The 19,617-nt window shown below is 54.2% G+C and carries 15 protein-coding genes; 13 read left to right on the top strand and 2 right to left on the bottom strand.

Translation table 11 applies throughout. The features are described 5' to 3' along the window. Nucleotides 1-146 precede the first annotated feature (146 nt). From NUV48_02680 to NUV48_02640, 9 genes are all read left to right on the top strand, one after another. Nucleotides 147-1,562, top strand: coding sequence for a B12-binding domain-containing radical SAM protein (locus tag NUV48_02680; GenBank protein MCR4441047.1), 1,416 nt, complete (start codon nt 147-149; stop codon nt 1,560-1,562). After that, entirely contained in the window at nt 1,563-2,216 is a 654-nt protein-coding gene (locus NUV48_02675; protein ID MCR4441046.1) for a hypothetical protein, read from the top strand. Between the two features lie 64 nt (nt 2,217-2,280). Next, on the top strand, nt 2,281-3,288 hold the full coding sequence (locus NUV48_02670) for a (Fe-S)-binding protein (GenBank protein ID MCR4441045.1): 1,008 nt from the start codon (nt 2,281-2,283) through the stop codon (nt 3,286-3,288). A 33-nt stretch (nt 3,289-3,321) separates the two neighbouring features. After that, a complete protein-coding gene (locus NUV48_02665) occupies nt 3,322-4,725 on the top strand; it encodes a coproporphyrinogen III oxidase family protein (protein MCR4441044.1) in 1,404 nt (467 codons plus the stop codon). 50 nt (nt 4,726-4,775) lie between these two features. Next, nucleotides 4,776-5,054 carry an acyl carrier protein gene (locus NUV48_02660; protein MCR4441043.1) on the top strand — a complete coding sequence of 93 codons (279 nt, stop codon included), beginning with the start codon at nt 4,776-4,778 and terminating at the stop codon, nt 5,052-5,054. 34 nt (nt 5,055-5,088) lie between these two features. After that, nucleotides 5,089-7,299, top strand: coding sequence for a S8 family serine peptidase (locus NUV48_02655; protein ID MCR4441042.1), 2,211 nt, complete (start codon nt 5,089-5,091; stop codon nt 7,297-7,299). Then, nucleotides 7,296-8,834 carry an amino acid adenylation domain-containing protein gene (locus NUV48_02650; GenBank protein ID MCR4441041.1) on the top strand — a complete coding sequence of 513 codons (1,539 nt, stop codon included), beginning with the start codon at nt 7,296-7,298 and terminating at the stop codon, nt 8,832-8,834. The genes NUV48_02655 and NUV48_02650 overlap by 4 nt, the downstream gene beginning before the upstream one ends. Nucleotides 8,835-8,867: 33 nt before the next feature. Then, nucleotides 8,868-9,863, top strand: a complete 996-nt coding sequence (locus tag NUV48_02645) for a hypothetical protein (GenBank protein ID MCR4441040.1) — start codon at nt 8,868-8,870, stop codon at nt 9,861-9,863. Nucleotides 9,864-9,869: 6 nt separating this feature from the next. Next, a complete protein-coding gene (locus NUV48_02640) occupies nt 9,870-11,054 on the top strand; it encodes a PLP-dependent aminotransferase family protein (GenBank protein ID MCR4441039.1) in 1,185 nt (394 codons plus the stop codon). A gap of 11 nt (nt 11,055-11,065) precedes the next feature. Here the strand turns inward: NUV48_02640 and NUV48_02635 are convergent, their stop codons facing one another. Together NUV48_02635 and NUV48_02630 are read right to left on the bottom strand one after the other, a co-directional pair. Beyond that, on the bottom strand, nt 11,066-11,740 hold the full coding sequence (locus NUV48_02635; GenBank protein MCR4441038.1) for a helix-turn-helix domain-containing protein: 675 nt from the start codon (nt 11,738-11,740) through the stop codon (nt 11,066-11,068). A gap of 823 nt (nt 11,741-12,563) precedes the next feature. Further along, nucleotides 12,564-13,553 (bottom strand): ABC transporter substrate-binding protein, encoded by a 990-nt coding sequence (locus tag NUV48_02630; GenBank protein ID MCR4441037.1) that lies wholly within the window; start codon nt 13,551-13,553, stop codon nt 12,564-12,566. Between the two features lie 469 nt (nt 13,554-14,022). Between NUV48_02630 and NUV48_02625 the strand changes: the two genes are divergently transcribed. The 4 genes from NUV48_02625 (at nt 14,023) to NUV48_02610 (ending at nt 19,584) form a co-directional block, all read left to right on the top strand. After that, complete coding sequence (locus NUV48_02625) at nt 14,023-16,689, top strand: valine--tRNA ligase (GenBank protein ID MCR4441036.1); 2,667 nt, start codon at nt 14,023-14,025, stop codon at nt 16,687-16,689. A gap of 7 nt (nt 16,690-16,696) precedes the next feature. Next, entirely contained in the window at nt 16,697-17,995 is a 1,299-nt protein-coding gene (locus NUV48_02620) for a bifunctional folylpolyglutamate synthase/dihydrofolate synthase (GenBank protein MCR4441035.1), read from the top strand. Nucleotides 17,996-18,052: 57 nt separating this feature from the next. After that, the gene (locus tag NUV48_02615) at nt 18,053-18,865 is read left to right on the top strand and encodes an SPOR domain-containing protein (GenBank protein MCR4441034.1); all 813 of its coding nucleotides are present in this window, start codon (nt 18,053-18,055) and stop codon (nt 18,863-18,865) included. An 89-nt stretch (nt 18,866-18,954) separates the two neighbouring features. After that, nucleotides 18,955-19,584 (top strand): redox-sensing transcriptional repressor Rex, encoded by a 630-nt coding sequence (locus NUV48_02610; GenBank protein ID MCR4441033.1) that lies wholly within the window; start codon nt 18,955-18,957, stop codon nt 19,582-19,584. Nucleotides 19,585-19,617: the final 33 nt, after the last annotated feature.

The following is a 19,617-nucleotide window of genomic DNA, read 5'->3' as shown; positions in this document are numbered from 1 at the left end:
GCAATTAAGATAAGAAAGAAACGCTTTGAAACAAGAAGTCTATATGTTCATAAATTATACAAAATTATATAATATATAAAAATATAACAATAAATGGCGCGGATACCGCGGTATTAAACGGCTGCAACCGGGAAGGAGGCGGAGCCGTGAAAGAAAACGTCTTGCTGGTATATGCCCCGATGGACGATTACTACTACACCGAAGGCGTCAACGACAGCCCGCCGCTGGGGCTGGTCGCCTTGCAGAATTACGTGTTGAGGAACGAGGGTCTGCGGGTTAAGGTGGACATCATCGACGGCGAGTATCACGACCTGCAGGAAATCTGCGAAATGATCGACCAAGGCGATTACGACCTGGTTGGGATCCAGCCCATGATGGCGTCATACAGCAACACCCTCGGCATATTGCAAAAAGCCAAGGAGAAAGGCATAACCACGGTTATGGGGGGGCATCACGCCACGCATTTGGCGGACAGGATCATAAAAAACAGGAGCGGGCTGGTGGATTTCATCATTGTCGGGGACGGGGAAGAAGCGTTCGCTTCCCTGGTAAAGGAAGAACCCCCGGAGAGGATACCCAACCTGGTCTACCTGCATCCCGAAACAAGAGAGGTCGTTTGCAACGAGACAAGGAATGTCCCGATTGATGACGGCAAAATCGATTATATCGACGAAAAAGTCTTGCAGCAGTACAGGAACGGCAACCACAAAACGCTGGAAAGAGGCGAAGCCCTGGCCAGTTTCAGGGCTTACAGCCACAAGGGGTGCAGCAACAGGTTGAACTCGCAGTACTGCTTTTTCTGCGGGAGGGCGGACCGGGGCGTGAGGTTCAAAAAACCGGAGGTGTATCTCGAAGAGTTGAAATACCTGGCCGGCATGCCCTCAGTCAGGTATGTCTTCGAGATCGGGGACGACTTTTTGCAAAGCGGCGAATGGTTGGCCCGGTTGTGCGAGCTTAAAGAAAAACACATGCCTGGAAACGGCATGCACCTCAAGATATTTGCCCGCGCCAACCGGATTACTCCGGAGATTATCGATTATTTGAAAAGGCTGGATATAGACGAGGTGGCCATCGGGTTTGAATCCGGCAGCGAAAAAATACTGCGGAACATCAACAAACATGCTTCGCCGGCCGATAACCTGCGGGCAGCCGAATTGCTGTATTCCCACGGCATTGACACCATCGCCAGTTTTGTTCTGGGCTTGCCCGGAGAGGACAAAGAATCCCTGGCCAAGACGTACGAGCAGGCGCAGCGAGTGGCCGAACTGTCTTACAAGTATTTGCACAAGGCTCCCCAGGAAGTCATCGCCAACCTCATTGAGATAAATCCCGGCTCCCCGGCCTACCGCAAGGTGGAACGGCACCTGCCCCAAAAGTATTCACAGGCCGACAGCCTTGATGTCAGGGAAGTGCAGGACGATTATTTCAGGGTGGAATTCGGCCTGAAATCACCCGGGGAAATTGAAGCGTTCAGAAGAGAACTGGCTGCGTGGGGCCAAGCGATTAACAGGCTGGGGCAGTACACTTACCCGGCGGGCTGGAGAAGAGGTGACCTTGCCTGAATGAACGGGACAGGCTTGAAACGATTTGCGGAAGCCAATTGCGATTTTTCCACGGTCAAAAGGGTTTTGGGCAATGACCGCATAAAAACGGTAAAAATGTTTTGCCTTGGTCCGGACGGTACGAACATCAGCAAGGCGGCCCGGCAGTGGGTCAAGGAGATCGGAATCCAGGACAAAGCCGTCTTCATATACTGCGACACCCCGGAAGAAGAAGTGAGAAAAGCCAGGGAAGTAACGGGCAGCGGGGATTTCCCGGTTATTGTCCTGTGCGCGGTGTACTGCCGCCTGAACGACCTGTATTTTTCCCACGAAGACTGCTACTTCTTTATGCACCACTATTACATGCCGCTTGACGACCTACAGCTGGCGGCCAGGGAAGGGGTGGAAAGGATTCCGGAGGACTGGGTTATAGCCGCGCACCCCTCGCCGAAGCCGCTGCTGTCCGGTCTGAAAAACAGGATTTACGAGGCCAATTCCAATGCCCATGCCGCCAAGCTGTGCGCCGAGGGGAAGGTTAACGCCTGCATTACCACGGAAAAAGCCAGGAAAATTTACTCGTTGAAAAAAATACATGATTTCGGTTCCCCAATGATGCTGTTCACTTTTGGCACGACTCTTCACGGCATCAATATTTTGAAGAGGTCCGGCGCCTGAACGGCGGCCGAAAAAAGCGGCCTGCCGGCAAAGGTCTCCGGCCTCCAAGGCGGAAGGTGTGTCCATGTTTGTTCGAAAAAACTGCGATTTATGCGGCGACTGCCTTGTCAGGTGCCAATACCTTAATTACAGCAAAACTGAGGCGGTCAAAGAGATAAGCCGTTTGATGAGAGGGGAAAAGGCCGAAATACTGTCGGCATGCGTTACCTGTTCGGCCTGCAACGAATTTTGCGAAAAGAAAGCCAATCCTTTCGACCTGATCAACATGTGCCAGGAAAAGTACGGTGTGCCGCCTGTTCCTGAAAAAACGGCCAGGGAGTATAGCAATTTAACGAAAGTGGCCGATGAAATCAGGACGGGCGAAAAGGACGGGCCGGTAATATCCCTTTGTTCGCTGGGCGATTTTGTTCCGCGCCTGTTTGAGGGGCAGCTGTTCGACCGGGCCACCCTGGTAAAAGGCGGCAGGTATTTTTGCCATCTGGGTATGATCCATATCGGCAAACCGCTGAAAAAGGAAGATGTTGTCCGGTTTGTCGGCAATTTGAGCCGGCTGGGCAGCGAGGAAATCGTTTTTTACCATGACGAGTGCTATGCGGTCGCCAAGGTGAAAGCCGCGGAATTTGGCGTTGACGTTCCCTTCAGGCCGGTGCACATCCACGAATACATCTATAAGTATCTCGCCGCGCACCAGGGGAAGATAAAAAAACTGAATCGCCGGGCGGCTGTTCAACGGCCGTGCGGCGCCAGGTACACCCCGGAAAAGGACGGGTATGTCGATTTGATCTTTGAGCTGATCGGCGTAGAGCGGGTGAAAAGGGAGTATGACGGCATACATGCCCTGTGCTGCGGCACGCCGCTGTACTACAGAGAGAGCCTGGAAAACATCGAGGAGCTGCAGAAAAAGAACATCGCGGACGCCAAAGATAACGGCGCTGGTGTTTTTGTCTTCAGCTGTCCCATCTGCCTAATGAACATGAGGAGGATGTGCCTGAGGCAACAGATTGAGCCGGCCTCCGTGATCAGGCTGTGCCGTGAGGCTTTGGGCGAGCAGGTTTCCAGGTTCACGATTTAAGGGCTGCTTTACTTTGGGAGGGGGGTTTATGACATGCTGAAAAAAGAAGAATTCGAGGACATCAACAAACGGGTTAACCTGACCTGGTTTTACCCGAAGATCTGTCTTTACCAGGACAGGATTGCGGATCAACGCCAGTATTTCGGATTTTTGGACAGCGCGCCGGAAAAGAAGGCGCCCGTGCTGCTATATGTTCACATCCCTTACTGCGAGTCTTTTTGCGCGTACTGCGCCTGCTTTAAGGAACCCTTAAGGAAATATTCGTACGAGGAAAGGAAACTGTTTGTCGGTTCCCTGCAGAAAGAAATGGCCATGTATTCCCGCACCCCGTTTTTCCAAGACTCAAAAATCGGCTATGTGCAGTTCGGGGGCGGCACCCCTTCCTGCCTGGAGAACGACCTCCTGGAAAGCATCATTGCCGGCATTAACAAATACTTTGACCTGACCGAATGCCGGGGCATCTCTTTGGAAGGCAACGTGATGAGTTTGAAAGACCTTTCCAGGGTCAGGCTGCTGAAGGACCTGGGTGTGGAGAGGATAAGCTTCGGCGTGCAGACGTTCAACGAAGGGATCAGGAAACAAATGAACATCAAGGCCAGCCTCGAGGACATTTACGAAACGGTGGCGGCGATAAAAAAGGCAGGCATCCCTTCCTATGCCCTGGACCTGATCTACAACCTGCCTGATCAGAACATGGAAATCCTGGAGTCCGACCTGGACAGGGCCTGCCGCGAGCTCAACCCCATGTTCATTCAGACTTACCAGTTTAACCTGTTCCACAATACCGCGCTGAAAGAAAAGGTGGACCGGGGCTATTTCCAAGACCCGCCGACCTTGAAGAAAGAGATGGAGATGTTCGCCTTTGTCATGGACAGGCTGGCGAAAAACGGGTATAAAAACCAGGTCTTGATCAACCTGTTCAGCGACCGGACGGACAGCCCCTGGACGGGGATAGAGCTGTCGATGGGCAACAACAGGGAATACGGCAGCTACATGCTGGGGCTGGGGCCGGGGTCGATGAGCTATATCGCCGGGCACAGCTACCGGACCTTCTGCTCGATAAAGGAATACATCGACAGCATCGGCCGGGGGCTTTACGCGGTTGAAGCGGGGCATGTCTGTACGGACGAGGAATTGAAAAACAGGGTAATGGTTTTCTTCCCCAACTTCACCAAAATACCAAAGAAAGACGTTCCCGCCGTCTTGGAAATCCTGGAGAAAACGGACGACCTCCTGGAGGCGGGCTACCTCTCCGAGGAGGGAGACGCTTTGTGCCTGACGGAAAAGGGCAAAATGTGGGCCGGGAACATCTCCTATTATTATTACAGCGAGCAGGAAAAAGCCAGAATACAGCGGTCGTTTTACCATTCGCTCAAGAACAGGAAAAACACCTTCAACCAAGACGATATGAACGTGGCCCAAAAGCAGCGGGCGTGATTGACTGCGGCTTGAGAAGGTTTTCGATTACACGGGCGGGAGGATTTTATATGCTTGAACAGGTGAAAGAAAACATCAGCCAGGGAGAGATCATCGAGGATCTGAAAAACATCATCGCCGAAACATTCAGGATCAATACCGACCAGGTGGAGCCGGAAACAAAGCTGTTTGACGGCGGTCTTTCCCTCAATTCCATCCAGATGATTGAGCTGACCATTTCCATAGAAAGCTTCTATCAGAAGGAATTTCACCCGGATATTTTGGTCGAGGACAACTTCAGGAACATCGCTGTTCTGTCCGCGGTAATCCAGAGATGCTTTTTTGAATAATAATCAATAATTGCCGAAGGCGGGGGAGAAGCCCATGGAGACTGTCGTGTTTACGGTTACGTTTTTCTCGAAGGGCGGCCTGTCCGTTTACCGGGACCTTGCCCAATTGAACAGGGGCACCTTGGCGCTGTTTGTTCCTCCGCCCGAAGCGGTCGAGGAAACAAAAAGCGAGTTTGCCGTTCGGGGCTTTGCGGTGGAAGCCGACTCGGAGGTCGGGATCTCCGTCAGCGGCCCGCGGGAGCTGTTTGAGGAAACTTTCGGGGTGGCGGTGAGGAAGGAAAGGATAAAATACATCAGGGACTTTGAAAAGTACGTTTTTATTGCCGATGAGGAGCCAAGGGCACCCTTTTGCCAAAGGCACATCGAGAAAATATCGTTTCCGCGGCAGAGCTTTGAGCTCAACGGGCTGCTCGAGGACGCAATGCCGGAACTGGACTACTATCACCTCAGGGTGCCCGGGGACATCAGGAGGATTGCCGGGGTGGAAGAGCTTCACCGGCGCGGGATAGACGGCAGGGGAATAAACGTAGTCATGGTGGACACCGGGCTGTACAACCACCGCCATTTCAGGGAAAACGGCTATTCTTTTAATGTCGTTCCCGCCGTGCGGGGGTTTGACATCAGCCGGGACGAAAGAGGCCACGGCACCGCCATGTCTTCCGTCCTGCTGGCCGTCGCTCCGGGGATAAACTACACGGTTGTAAAACTGGCCGACGAGTGTTTCAGCTACCCGGTGGCCGCCTTTCAAAAAGCGTCGCGGCTGGAGCCGGACATTATCAACTGCAGCTGGGGCACGATTGGTTTTGAACCGCAAATATACCTGGAAATAGCCAATGCTGTGAGCAAAGGGGCCACCGTCGTTTTTTCCAGCGGGAACGGCTCAAGCGACCGGCGGGCTTCGTTCTTTCAGACGGTGTGCCACCCGGATGTCCTGTCCGTGGGCGGGTGTTTCCCCCGCGAAGACGGCCTGCTGGAGGTATCGGACATTTCCAGCAGCTATTATTCGGACTTGTTTGCCGGCCGCTTCGCGCCCGACATCTGCGGCCCGTGCGGCCGGATGCCCAAGGCCCAGCTGATCCTGTTCCCCACGCAGCCCGGCAGCGTTTTTGACCGGAACAACGGGACCAGGGACGGGACCAGGACCGATGACGGCTGGCTGGTTTCAAGCGGCACGTCCGCCGCCGCGGCGTATGTCTCCGGGCTGACGGCCCTGCTGCTGCAGATGCGACCCGAATTAAGGAAAAAAGACCTCAAGCATGTTCTGCAAAGCTCCGCGCTCGATGTGACCGCGGGGGCGAGCTTCATGGGGCACAGGGCGGGCTCGCCCGGCTGGAACAAGGCCGCGGGGTTCGGTTTTTTAAACGCCGGCTCAATGAGCAATTACCTGGAAAGAGAAAGCGGCCTTATCATGAGAAACAGTCTGGCTGAAAAGAGATTTAACCGCGGGTCGCTGGAAAAGGATTGCTGTACTCCCGACATCATCCTCAAAAACGAAAAGTGCGCAGATGCCCAGGAAAGCATGGGCGTCAACTTCAAGCACCGCGACGACCTCGCCGATCCTTGGGGCCCGGAGAACAGGCACCTGTATCTTAGGGTTCAAAACAACACCGCCAAGAATAAACGGCATGTCTTTCAGGTGTATTCCGCTCCCCTGGCGCCGCTGGTCCTGCCCGCCTTCTGGAACTGGATCGCCAGGATGACCACGCCGGAATTGGCCCCGTTTTCCTTCAATGTTTGCGGGCCCGTTGCGCTTGGAAACCGGTGCCCCGGGCAGGCTGTCTGCCTGGTGGAGGGAGAAAAGGCCGGCCTGCCGTCCAGGTTTGTCAGCCTTTCCGATCTTTACGGCCGGCTGGTTTACAATCCCGCCGTCCACCGTTTGAACAGCTGCCGGATCAATGTTTATGCCCAAAACGAGTGCCTGTTTTTTGTTAACAATCCCTTGGACGGCGGCTATTACTCCGGTATAAGCATAGAACTGGACGGCATCCAGGCCGGGGATATTCGGCTGGAAATCATGGGCGGCCGCACGGCCGTGCGTACAGGGATAAAAGACAAGACGATAGATGTTTCGCCCATCAAGGCAAGCCCCCGGGAGCTTATTCCGGCAAAAATCATCATAAAGCATCCGGAGCATTTGCAAGCCGGGAGAGCAGCCTTGCATATTTACCAGAAAATAGGCGATGTGAAAATAGGGTACCTGCGGTTCGTGCTCATAAATGAAAGGGAGGTTAAAGGCAAGCCGTGAAATACTTGGAACAGGTCCTGGACGACAAAGCCGACTGGCCAAAGGCGGCGGTTGTCCAGGAAGACAGGGAGTTGAGTTACCGGGATTTAGGCGATTATAGCGGCAGGCTGGCTTTTTTACTCAAGGGAAACGGCGTGTCATATAACGACAACGTCATAATACTCCTGGAAAAATCCCTGGAAGCAGTCGTGAGCATTTTCGGAGTTTTAAAGAGCGGGGCGGCCTATGTGCCCGTGGACTACGCGATACCTCCCGAAAGGTTGAAGCATATTATTTCAAACTGCCGGCCGAAGTTTGTGATCACTGATTCGGACGGCCTGGACAGGCTGAGCAGGATATCGCGCGCGGCAAATGTTCTGCTCGTAAATAAATATGACGACAGTTATGACTGCTACGGTTTCGGCGATGGCGGCAAGAGCGGCACAAACGGGCGGTTGCTCAAAAGGAGCGAGGAAGACAACGCTTACGTCATCTATACGTCGGGTTCCACCGGCAGGCCCAAAGGGGTAATGATCAGGCACAAAAGCGTAACGGCCTTTACCGAGACGGTTGTAAACCTGGTCGGTTATTCCCAAGACACGCGGTTTTTGAATGTGAGCCCCCTGTATTTTGACGCCTCGATAGTTGACCTGTTTTGCACGCTGAAGGCGGGCGGAACAGTTTTCTTAATGAAAAAATTTGTTTGGCCCAATGAACTTGTCAACGCCCTGCACAAGCACAGGATCACCGATACGCTGATGGTCTCGTCCATGTTGAAGCTGCTGGTCAGCCGTTTTTCGAACATTCGCGACTACAAGCTCGACGGGCTGAGGACTGTCTGGTACGGCGCCGAGCCGTGCCCGACAGAGGTGATCAGGGAATTGAAGCGGCTGCTCCCGCAGGTAAGGTTCATACACGGTTACGGGCCGACGGAAACGACCCATTCCGCCACGCTGTACATCTTCGACCAGGTGCCGCCAGGTGCCGGCGGCTTTTTGCCCATCGGGAAACCGCTGCCCACCGTGAAGGCCTGGGCCCTGAACGAGCGCAGCCAGCCGGTCCAGCCGGGGGAGACCGGAGAGCTGTACATCGGCGGGATACAGGTCATGAAGGGTTACTGCGGCGACCCGGAAAAGACCGGGGAAGCGCTGGTGGAAATCGCGGTCCAGCGGGGGGAGAAGGTCTACAAGACGGGCGACTATGTGACGGTTGATGAGGACGGCAACTATGTTTTTATCGGAAGAAGGGACGACGCCGTCAAGGTGGGGGGGCACCTGGTATATCTTTCGGAGGTGGAACGGGCCCTGCTGGCCCATGAGAACATAAGGGACGCCATTGTTCTGGCCGATGAAGACGGCCTGTTCAACGCCCGGCTCAAAGCCTTCGTCGTTTGCCAAGAGGACCGGGAACTGCCGGCAGAAGAGCTGGTTTCTTACCTGCGGCGGAAACTCCCGGGTTACATGATACCCCAAAGGTTTTTTTTCCTGTCGGGCGCAGAAATACCCAGGAATAAGTCCGGCAAAATCGATCGACGCGCCTTGGCTGCGCTTTTTTAGCAGACAGCCGGGACAAAATGAAGAGGTGTGCTTATGAGCGGAATAACTCACGCCAGTTACTACCTCCCGGAAGACACCCTGGAGGTGGCGAAAATCCTGGAACAGATTGAAGACCCGCGGATCAGCAGGGACGAGGTCTACAACTTTTTCGTCAACCAGAACGGGCTGGAAAGGGTGCCAATCGAACGAAAAAAAGACCAGGTGGAGATGCTCAGCCTGCTTCTGGACGGCTATTTTGCGGCCGGCGCCAGCAAACCGGAAGAGATAGGCTATGTCATCTACACGTCTTCGTATAACCTGCTGCGGGGCAATGTCTGCATACCCTACTTGCTGCAGGCCAAGTACGGGCTAGTCAACGCTTCCCTGGTCCTTTGCCAGCAGCAGTGCATATCGGTTTTGCAGGCGATTGAGCTGGCCGGTGCACTTATCGACAGCGGCAAGGCGGAAAATGTTTTGATCCTCTCCATAGTATACGGATTCGCAGAGAAGGAAAGGTTTTTGGGAACGAGCATCCTCGGCGACGGGGCGGGCTTGATGGTTGTCGGCAAAAACGGCTGCCAGGCCAGGCTGGCCGGTTCCGCCTCGATTTCCGACGGCGGGTTCAGTTACCACCGGTACTATGAAATACCGGAAAAAGGCGATTCCTTCGGCCTGTCCGGGAACATCAAGAAAGGAGCGGAATTTACCCGGCTGTTCCTGGAAAAAAAGAAACTGGGGCTGGAGGACGTTCGGCTGTTGATCCCCCTGAATATCAACCGCCACGGGTACTTCATGTTTTCCAGGCTGTCGGGAATAAGAATGAACAAACTGTTTTTGAACAACCTGTCGCGGGGACACCTGGCCGATGTCGACACGATAATGAACTACGCCGATGCCATACGCGGACAGAGCTTTAACAAAGGCGACAAGTTCCTGCTCTACGGGAGCGGGACCATAGGCCGGGTGGACAACCATGACACGATCCACAACCTTGTCCTGCTTGAATATGACGGCGAGTGCGGCTTCAAAGAACAAAAAGAAATGGAGTGACGGCGGGTGGTTTTAAGACCGTCGGAACGGTTCGAAAAGATGGAAAATCCCGCGGCGCGCGAGATCTTCAAAATGCTCGACCTGCCGGGAGTCATTTCCTTCGCGGGCGGGTTTCCCTCTAATGACAGCCTGCCGGCGCGCGAGATGGAAATGCTGGCCGGCGAGATCCTGGCCAGGGACGGTACGGGGGTGCTGCAGTACGGTCCGGTAGCGGGGTACGGGCCGTTGCTCGAAAACATTTCCGCCTGGCTGCAAAAGAGCAAAAAAATAACCGCCGCGCCGGCAGAGGTCCTGATCACTTCCGGCTCGCAGCAGGCTCTTGATTTGATAGGCAAATTGTGCCTGGAGGAAGGGGACTTGGTGGCGGTGGAGGAACCAACCTACCTGACGGCCCTGCAAACCTTCAATTCGTACCGGGTGCGGTTTTTGCCCATACCCTGCGATGGCGAGGGGATGCAGGTGGACGTTTTGGAAAAATCGCTGGCCGCCTGCCGGCCAAAGTTCGTTTACACCGTGGCCACTTTTCAAAACCCGACCGGGGTATCGCTGGGCGTGGACCGCCGGGAGCGGCTGCTGCGCCTGGCCGAAGAACACGGCTTTCACCTCATCGAGGACAACGCCTACGGCGACTTGTGCTACGAAGGGGAAGAACCCCCGGCTTTAAAGTCCCTGGACAGGAAAGGCCGGGTCGTTTACCTGGGCAGCTTTTCAAAAATAATTTCTCCCGGGCTGCGGGTCGGGTACATGGTCGCCGACCGGGAGACCAGGGCAAAAGCGGCCGTGGTCAAACAGGTGCTGGATGTTCATACATCCAATCTATCCCAGCGGATCGTCTGCGAGTTCTTGAGCCGAGGCTGTCTAGAACCCCATTTGGAAAACATCCGCGCCGGTTATCTGAGAAAGCGCGACGCCATGCTGGAAGCGCTGAAGAGGCATTTGCCAAGACAAGCGGAGTGGACGCGGCCGCGGGGAGGTTTTTTCATCTGGGTGCGCCTGCCGGGAGCTTTTGACAGCGGCAAGGCTTTGCCGGAAGCGATACTGCGGGGGATGGCCTTTGTTCCGGGGAAAGCATTCTTTACCCGTGACGGCGGCCAAAATTCGCTGCGGCTCAGCTTTTCCGGCAGCACTCCGGAACAGATCCACCGGGGAATTGAAATCCTGGGGGGATTAATCAGGGACTATGGATGGTAAAGAGGCAAAGATTAAACAGGGTCGGGCTGGTATGTCCTCCTGATTTGGACCACCTTTCCCACAACCCTTATTCCGGCACGCTCCTTTCCCGTGAAAATGCGGGGAGGAGTGTATGGATTGGAAGGCAGCAGCACGATGCTGTCCTTATTTTTATAATACCGCCGGATGCATCCCTCTTCACCGGGGATCAGGATCAAGCCCATTTCGCCGTACTCAAGCTCTGACTGCTCCCTGATCAGGATAAAGTCGCCTGGCAGGATGCCGTGGCCGCTCATGGCATCATCCTTCGCTTTCAGCCAGAAAAAATTGCCGTCGCTGACATTTATTCCGGAGACCCATTCCGCGGCGGGTTCCTTTTCAAACACGACTCCCCGGGGACCTGCCCTGACGGCGGTGACGACCGGGAGCCTGGCGGGAGGATACGCGTCTTTCTTTTCCGGATCGTACTGCTCGCCGTCTTCCCGGAAACTGACCGGCGGTCGTCTTTCTTCAGCATTCCCCAACAGGTAATCAACGGTAACGTTGAAGAAATTGGCAAATTTTATCAACATTTCATAATCGGGGGTTCTTCTGCCCAATTCATAGAGCGAGACGGTTGATTCAGCCAGATTAAAACTTGAGGCTAGCTGGGACTGCGTCATGCCTTTTTCCTGGCGCAAAAGCTTCAATCTATTACCAAAATTCACTGGATTTTCCCCCTTCCTTCAATTTTTATTATATCTTTGCAGGACGTAAAGAACAGGTACTCAACATTGGCAATTGCTAAATGTATTGTTATACAATATTTATTTGACATAACGCAGCATTAAGGCATAAAATATTTGGCGTAAAGAAATCAAAAACCCATGCAAGGGGGTACCCGCAGGTGAAAGTCTTCGGTTCGTCGCAAAACCTGGCTTCGTTTTCGGAACACGTATTCAAAGTTTTGGAGAAGGCTAACATGGACTACGAACGGGCCCTTGACTTTGTAGAAGTTTACCTGGGTAAAGTTTTCAAGATAAAAAAGTCGCCGGCTTACGTTTATCAGATTTACGATCCGGGGATCGATACCTGCCGCAGTCTCTTCGGAGAAGCGGCGGTCAAAGCACGTCTAAACTCGATGGTTTATAAATTGAGCTGTTTGATGCAGAAGTATTATCTTCCCAGGGGTTCCACAGGGTGGGATGAAATGGAAAGAATGCTCGGGGATAAGTTTGACTTTAACGAGTATTACTCCAGGTCAGCCAGGGACAAATACTGCCCGGCGGAAGAAGCGGCCGCCTTACTGTTCGAAAGCGCGATCAGGGGGACCGGGGAGTTTACCATGCCGTATGTAATGAAGTTTACATACCGCTATATCAAGGAGCTGGGGGAAGCGGCCATGGTTCCCATTCGCGTTAAAAGACAGAAGGTCGGGATAAATTACCACCTTTGGCGAAAATGGATTTACAGCCTGTGGGGGCAGGCTTATGAATGGGGCTGTTATACAATTGACGAGAAAACTGCGGTGGCAAACGGGAAGCACTACCTTTACCAGGCGCCTCCCAGGTATATCAACAGGCTGTCAACAGGTATTTTTTCGTTCAGCTCTTTTCTTTCCAGCATGATGTCCTGCAGGTTGTCCAGGCCTTCCCGGTGGATGGCGGTTGAAAGGGGCCATAAGCCCAGGGTTTTATAACGGCTTACCGCTCGCAACAGGACTTTTTCATCCTCCTGCGAAAAGGCTTTTTGGCTGGCGGCGACAATATCCTCCGGCGTGTGCTCGTTCAACCACTTGAGCGCGAGGTCGATGGCCCTGACGAACCTGGCGCAGGTTTCCCTGTTTTTTTCAAAGTAATCAAGGGTGGTCATCACGGTTCCGGTGACCAGGGGGCCGGGCAGAACGTCGAGGGTCGCGACGGCCCGGCAGCTGTATTCTTTTTCCGCCCTGGCCGCGGCGGGTTCCGCGGCTATCAGGAAATGACCAGTGCCCGCCTGGAAGGCTCCCAGGCTGAGCTCGCCGGGCAGGTTCTGGATCAAGTGGACGTCGAGATGGGGCCGCAGGTCGTTTTTTTTCAGCAGGTATTCGAAGATGACCTGCTGGAGTTCCCCTCCCTGGCTTCCGATCACGGTTTTGCCTTTCAGGTCCTGCCAGGAAAACGGTTTCTCGCCGGGCCTGGCGACCAGGTAATAGCCGCTTTGGCACGCGGTCTGGGCAAGGTAGGTCAGCGGGACTTTGTTTCCCTGCTGGAGGTGATAAAACAGGCTTTCAGGACTTCCCAGCACAAGTGGGGAAGAGCCGGAGACCAGCTGCTGGAACGCCTTTTCCTGCGACCAGGCGGTGGTTAAATGAACAGCGAGCCCTTCTTTTTGAAAAAAGCCCGCTTCGATCGCGATGTAGACCGGCATATTGAGTACTGAATGATAGGCTTCGGTTATATTCAGGGCTGCTTTTTCTTTTCCTGGTTCCCTTTTTGCGCAGCCGTTAATGAGTCCCAGCGCCAGTGCCAAAACAATAACCAGCATCTTTTTACCAGCCATACAGTCCTCCCGGCGTTTAAACCTTAAATGGTCATATATGCTGTGCCTAATTGAAATATATTCGGGACTGTTTGCGGTTAGTACGGACTATGGCTCCAGGATTTCTTGACAAGTACTTTATTAATGAGTAAGATGATAGAGAAAATATACCCTAAAACCTTTGAACGGGAAAAAAGCCGTGACCCCTCCAGAGAGGCGAGCCCCGGGCTGCAAGGCTTGCCAGGGCAAGCGCGGGCTTTGGGTCACCCGGGAGGTGCGGTGTTAAAACTGGGACCAGTTAGATACCGCCGGTCAATGACCGTTAACTCATTTCGAGAGCTCGCGGAGTGCAGGGCATAAAACCTGCCGCGCGGGAATTAAGGTGGTACCGCGGAAACAGTCCCTTCCGTCCTTTAAATCGTATTAGACGGGAGGTTTTTTAGTTGCTGCCGGTTGACAACTACCAACCAAAATGGAGGGAACTGTAACCATGACTGAAAAAGAGCTGGCCAAAACCTATGACCCATCACAGGTGGAAGAAAAATGGTACAGCTTCTGGGAGAAAAACGGGTTCTTTCATGCTGAAGCAAGCGAGGAAGTGAAGAAGGCCAGGGAAGAGGGAAGGACCTTCTCGATTGTGATGCCGCCTCCCAACGTGACCGGTTCGCTGCACCTGGGCCACGCCCTGGACAATACCCTGCAGGACATCCTGGCCCGCTGGAGACGAATGCAGGGTTATCACACCCTGTGGCTGCCGGGTACGGACCATGCCGGTATTGCTACCCAGGCCAGGGTGGAGGAACAGCTGGCGGCCGAGAACCTTAACAAGCACGACCTGGGGCGCGAGAAATTTTTGGAGCGCGTCTGGGAGTGGAAAGAACAATACGGGGACCGCATTACGAAGCAGCTGAGAAAACTGGGCACGTCGTGCGATTGGGAGCGGGAGCGGTTCACCCTGGATGAAGGCTGTTCCCGGGCGGTGAAAGAGGTCTTTGTCCGTCTCTTTGAAAAAGGGCTCATTTACCGGGGAGACTATATTGTCAACTGGTGCCCCAAATGCCAGACAACCATTTCCGACATCGAAGTAGAGCATGAACCGCAAAAGGGAAAGCTCTGGTACATCAAGTATCCCGTAATCGGCAGCGACGAGGCGGTGATGGTGGCTACCACGCGCCCGGAAACGATGCTGGGCGATACGGCGGTGGCCGTTCACCCCCAGGATGAACGCTACACCCGCCTGGTAGGCAAGATGGTTCTCCTTCCCTTGATGAACAGGCCGATCCCGGTTATTGCCGATGAGTATGTTGACAGGGAGTTTGGCACGGGGGCGGTTAAAGTTACTCCCGGCCATGACCCCAACGATTTTGAAATGGGGTTGCGCCATGATCTTGAACAGATTACTGTCCTGGACAGCCAGGCCAGGATGAATGAAAACGCCGGTTCGTACCGGGGCTTGGACCGCTATGAAGCCAGGGAAAGGATAGTCCGTGACCTGGAGGCGCTTGGCTTCTTAGTGAAGGTGGAGGAGCACGAACATTCGATCGGCCAGTGCTACCGCTGCGACACGGTGGTGGAACCGAGGATTTCCAAGCAGTGGTTTGTAAAGATGAAGCCGCTGGCCAAGCCGGCCATCGACTGCGTGCTGGACGGGCGGATCAGGTTTGTACCCGAACGGTTCACCAGGATTTATCTCAACTGGATGGAAAATATACGCGACTGGTGCATCAGCCGGCAGCTGTGGTGGGGGCACCGCATACCGGTCTGGTACTGCCGGGACTGCGAGGAGCTGATCTGCTCCAAGGAAGAACCGAAGTCCTGCCCGAAATGCGGCCAAAGCCGCCTGGAACAGGACCCCGACGTGCTGGACACCTGGTTCAGTTCGGGTTTGTGGCCGTTTTCCACCATGGGCTGGCCTGACCAAACGCTGGAACTGGAGTGCTATTACCCTACTTCGGTCCTGGTGACAGGACGCGACATCATCTTTTTCTGGGTGGCGCGGATGATTGTTTCCGGGGTGGAGTTCATGCCCGGTGTGCCTTTCCGGGAAGTGTTCATCCACGGCCTGATCCTGGATGCCCTGGGGAGGAAGATGAGCAAGTCCCTGGGCAACGGCGTGGACCCTATCGAGGTGATTGACCAGTACGGGGCCGACACCCTGCGTTTCATGCTCGTCACCGGCAACACGCCGGGAAATGACCTGCGCTTCCAGACGGAGCGGCTGGAGGGTGTCCGCAACTTTGCCAATAAGATCTGGAATGCTTGCCGGTTCGCGCTGATGAACCTGAAAGATTTCGACACCGGCTTCGTCCCGCAGCACCTCACCCTGGCGGACCGCTGGATCAGGAGCCGCTTCAACCGGGCGGCGCTGGAGGTTACGCGCAACCTGGAACGTTATGAACTGGGCGAAGCGGCGCGCGCGCTTTATGATTTCCTCTGGGATGAGTTCTGCGACTGGTATATTGAGCTGGTCAAACCGCGTCTCTACGGGAAAGAGACAGCGGAAAGCAAAAAAACAGCCCAGTATGTGCTGGCCCGGACATTAAGACAGACCCTGGAGCTGCTTCATCCCTTTATGCCGTTTATCACGGAGGAGATCTGGCAGCTCCTGCCCCATGAGGGAAAAACGATTATGCTGGCCAAATGGCCTGGAGGGGAAGCAAGCGAGCTGGACGAGACTGCAGAACGGCGGATGAATCTCATCATGGAAGTGGTCCGGGCCATCCGCAACTTGAGAAGCGAAATGAATGTCGCGCCGGGGAAAAAAGCCGAAGTGGTCCTGGCGGCGCAGGAGGATGAGGCGGCCGAAACCCTGCGCGCCGGTCAGGACTACATCGTCAACCTGGGAAACGTCTCGCGGCTGGTCCTGCTGGCTGACCGGGGGGAAAAGCCCGTCCAGGCGGTGGCTTCAGTGGTCAGCGGGGCTGCAGTGTACCTCCCCTTGAAGGGCCTTGTCGACATCGAGAAAGAACTTGCCCGTCTCCAAAAAGAGCTGGAGAATTACGAAAAAGAGGTCGGGAGGCTGGAAAGCAAACTGGACAATCCCGGGTTCACGTCCCGTGCCCCGGCGGAGGTGGTTGAAAAAGAGAGGGAAAAGCTGCGGGATTGCAGGAAAAAGAAAGAAGCGGTCGAAGAAAGGATAGCGACTTTGACAGGGTGAAGATTCGATGGATTACGCGAAGGCGCTGGAAGTGCTGGGCGAATTAACCAGGTTCGGCATCAATTTGGGACTTGAAAGGATCAGGAGTCTCCTGGCCAGGTTCGATAACCCCCAGGACGCGCTGCCGGTCATTCATATAGGCGGGACCAACGGGAAGGGTTCCACTTTGGCCCTGCTCTCAGCGGCGCTAAGGCAGGCGGGATACCGGGTGGGGACGTTTACGTCTCCCCACCTCGTTTCTTATACCGAGCGAATGGCCATTAACGGGGAGCCAGTCTCTGCAGAGGAGTTTGCAAGCCTGCTTTATACGGTCAAGCCTTTTTTCCGGGAAGTACAAAAAGAGACCGGCGAAAACCCCACGGAGTTCGAGGTCCTGACCACCATGGCTTTCCTTTACTTTTTGCGCAGCAGGGCGGATCTTGTGCTGCTTGAGGTAGGATTGGGAGGAGACATTGACTCCACCAACGTGGTCAAAAGCCCGCTCCTTTCCATCATCACCAACGTCAGTCTCGACCATACAGATTACCTGGGCGATACGGTCGAGCAAATTGCGGAAAAAAAAGGCGGTATCATCAAAGAGCGGCGCCCCGTGATTACGGCCAGCAGCGATGGACGGGCGCTGGCCGTTTTGCGCCGCCAGGCCCGTGACAAAGCGGCGCCTCTTTTTGAGGTCCACCGGGAGATAAACTGGCGGCTTAAGGAGGAGAATCTTGAGGGGCAGCATTTTTGCGTCAACAGCAGCAAAAACTCATTTCCTGATCTATTCATACCTTTAAAGGGCGAGCACCAGCTGGTCAATGCGGCCACTGCGCTTTTGGCCCTGGAGGTATTAAACGAGCTTGGCTGGAGCGTTACGAAGGAAGAGATAAAAGGCGGCCTGTCTTCAGTGACCTGGCCCGGCCGGCTGGAAATTGTGAGAAAAAACCCGCTGGTTGTTATTGACGGGGCTCACAACCCGGCAGGGATGGAAGCGGTTTCCCGCTGGCTGGAAAAAAACAGGCCGGGAGCGGGCAAGGTTATCCTGGTTATCGGCATGCTGGCGGACAAGGACAGGCGTAAAGCGGCAGCCTGCCTGGATGGCCTGGTGGACATGGTTGTTGTCACCAGACCCCTGTCATCCAGGGCGGGAGACTGGAAGGAAATGGCGGCGTTTTTCAGGAAAGAGGCGGAAAAGATAAAGATAATCGAACCCCTTCCTGAGGCCATCAGTGCTGCGCTTGGGCAGGCGGCGCCGGGCGACCTCGTTCTGGTTACCGGTTCTCTTTACCTGATTGGAGAGGTGCGACGCCTGCTTACTGCTGAATGAACTGTTCTAAACAGCCCCATCTTTTGCATAGGATTTAAGGGAGATGGGGGTGTTAGTTTGAAACGCCGCAGGGGCAGACCTGTTGTTTTGATTATCTTGTTGGTTATTGCGGCTTCTCTTTTTTTTGGACAGGTCTTAGGCAGCTTTTACCTGGGCAATATCAGCCGGGGCAGTGCCGGAGAGAACGGGCTGGAGGGGATAACACCTTCTTGGCGGGAGGGTACTAAAAAAAAGAAAGTCCTGCGGCTTAACCAATTTGATTATTACAGCGTGCAGGCCGGGGCTTTCTCCAGCAGGGAAACAGCCCTCTTACTGGGGAATTCTTTGGCCCGAAAAGGACTGCCTGCTGTGATTGCGGGGCAGTCTCCCTGCCGTGTGCTGGTAGGATTTCTTAACAACAGGGAAAAGCTTCTCGGCCTTGCGGAGAGTATTACGGTTGACGGCAGCAAAGCTGCTGTCGTGCAAGGTCAGGTCAATTCCGTATCTTTCAAATTCACGGCCGGGGATAAGGAAGCCGAGGAAGACATTGCCCCTTTTTTGGGCCGGCTCAGCACCTGTTTGCATAAGGGGCTTTTGCTTTATTCCAACGTGGACATCGAGGGCGAAAACATGAAAGAGCATAGACCAAGGTTCGGGTTGCTGGCCCGGGAATTGGAAGAACTAGGAAGGAAAGGCCGGTCGATTGCCGGGGAAAATAAGCAGTCGGCTTATTCCGCGGGTGTTTTGATCCTTGCGGGTCGCTGTGAAAATTGGGCCGCCAGCCTGCTCAAGCTGGAAGAAACATGGCAGGGAACACAGATGTTGATCAGCCAGCAGCAGGCATTAGCCCTCCTGGAGGACTATCACTCTTTTATGGCCGAATCGAACTGAGCGTCTTAATCTTGACCTGCCGCAAACGAATCCTGTACTGTTTTAAAGGGGTGTGTTATAATTTTTCAGAGAAAGAGGGGGGTGGAGGCTTGAAAGCGTTAAAGATACCCGAAGCAGCCATCATCAGGCTGTCGGTATATTCTCGCTATCTTAACCAGCTTGAGAAAAACGGCGTCACAACCGTTTCTTCGGTAGATATTGCGGAGGGAGTGAATAACTCCCCGGCCCAGGTAAGAAAAGACCTGGCTTACTTCGGAGAGTTCGGCACGCGCGGCGTGGGTTATAATGTCAAGGAATTGAACCGTCACATTGTAAAAATTTTAGGGCTTGACGTCGAGTGGAAAGTCATCATAGCCGGAGCCGGCAACCTTGGTTCGGCCCTTACTCAATACAGGGGCTTCCAGGAGAGAGGTTTTAACATCATGGCGGTGTTTGACAACGATGTTAACAAGGTCGGGTTGATGATCGGCGGTATTCCAATTCTTCCCACCACCAGGCTGGCGGAATTCATCAAAAGGGAGAACGTTCAAGTGGGGATTATAGCCGTTCCGGCGAGGCATGCCCAGGAAGTGGTGGATGTGATGGTGGGAGCCGGCATCAAGGCAATACTTAATTTTGCCCCACGGGTGCTCTCTGTTCCCAGTCACGTTGAATACCGGAGTGTTGACCTGGCCGTAAACCTTGAGGTGCTGACCTTTAATATGGTTGCCAACAAGTAACCCGTGCGAAGGCCGGGTTTTTTATTTATAATA

The organism is Peptococcaceae bacterium (genome assembly GCA_024655825.1).
Taxonomy (GTDB): domain Bacteria; phylum Bacillota; class Peptococcia; order DRI-13; family PHAD01; genus JANLFJ01.
The sequence above is the reverse complement of the archived record's forward strand: the minus strand, read 5'-3'. Positions and strand labels throughout refer to the sequence as shown.

Bases quoted from the DNA above. Each gene is read 5' to 3' on its own strand.
- NUV48_02675 (MCR4441046.1), top strand. From the start codon at position 1,563: ATGAACGGGACAGGCTTGAAACGATTTGCGGAAGCCAATTGCGATTTT.
- NUV48_02670 (MCR4441045.1), top strand. From the start codon at position 2,281: ATGTTTGTTCGAAAAAACTGCGATTTATGCGGCGACTGCCTTGTCAGG.
- NUV48_02665 (MCR4441044.1), top strand. From the start codon at position 3,322: ATGCTGAAAAAAGAAGAATTCGAGGACATCAACAAACGGGTTAACCTG.
- NUV48_02660 (MCR4441043.1), top strand. From the start codon at position 4,776: ATGCTTGAACAGGTGAAAGAAAACATCAGCCAGGGAGAGATCATCGAG.
- NUV48_02655 (MCR4441042.1), top strand. From the start codon at position 5,089: ATGGAGACTGTCGTGTTTACGGTTACGTTTTTCTCGAAGGGCGGCCTG.
- NUV48_02645 (MCR4441040.1), top strand. From the start codon at position 8,868: ATGAGCGGAATAACTCACGCCAGTTACTACCTCCCGGAAGACACCCTG.
- NUV48_02630 (MCR4441037.1), bottom strand. From the start codon at position 13,553: ATGGCTGGTAAAAAGATGCTGGTTATTGTTTTGGCACTGGCGCTGGGA.
- NUV48_02625 (MCR4441036.1), top strand. From the start codon at position 14,023: ATGACTGAAAAAGAGCTGGCCAAAACCTATGACCCATCACAGGTGGAA.
- NUV48_02620 (MCR4441035.1), top strand. From the start codon at position 16,697: ATGGATTACGCGAAGGCGCTGGAAGTGCTGGGCGAATTAACCAGGTTC.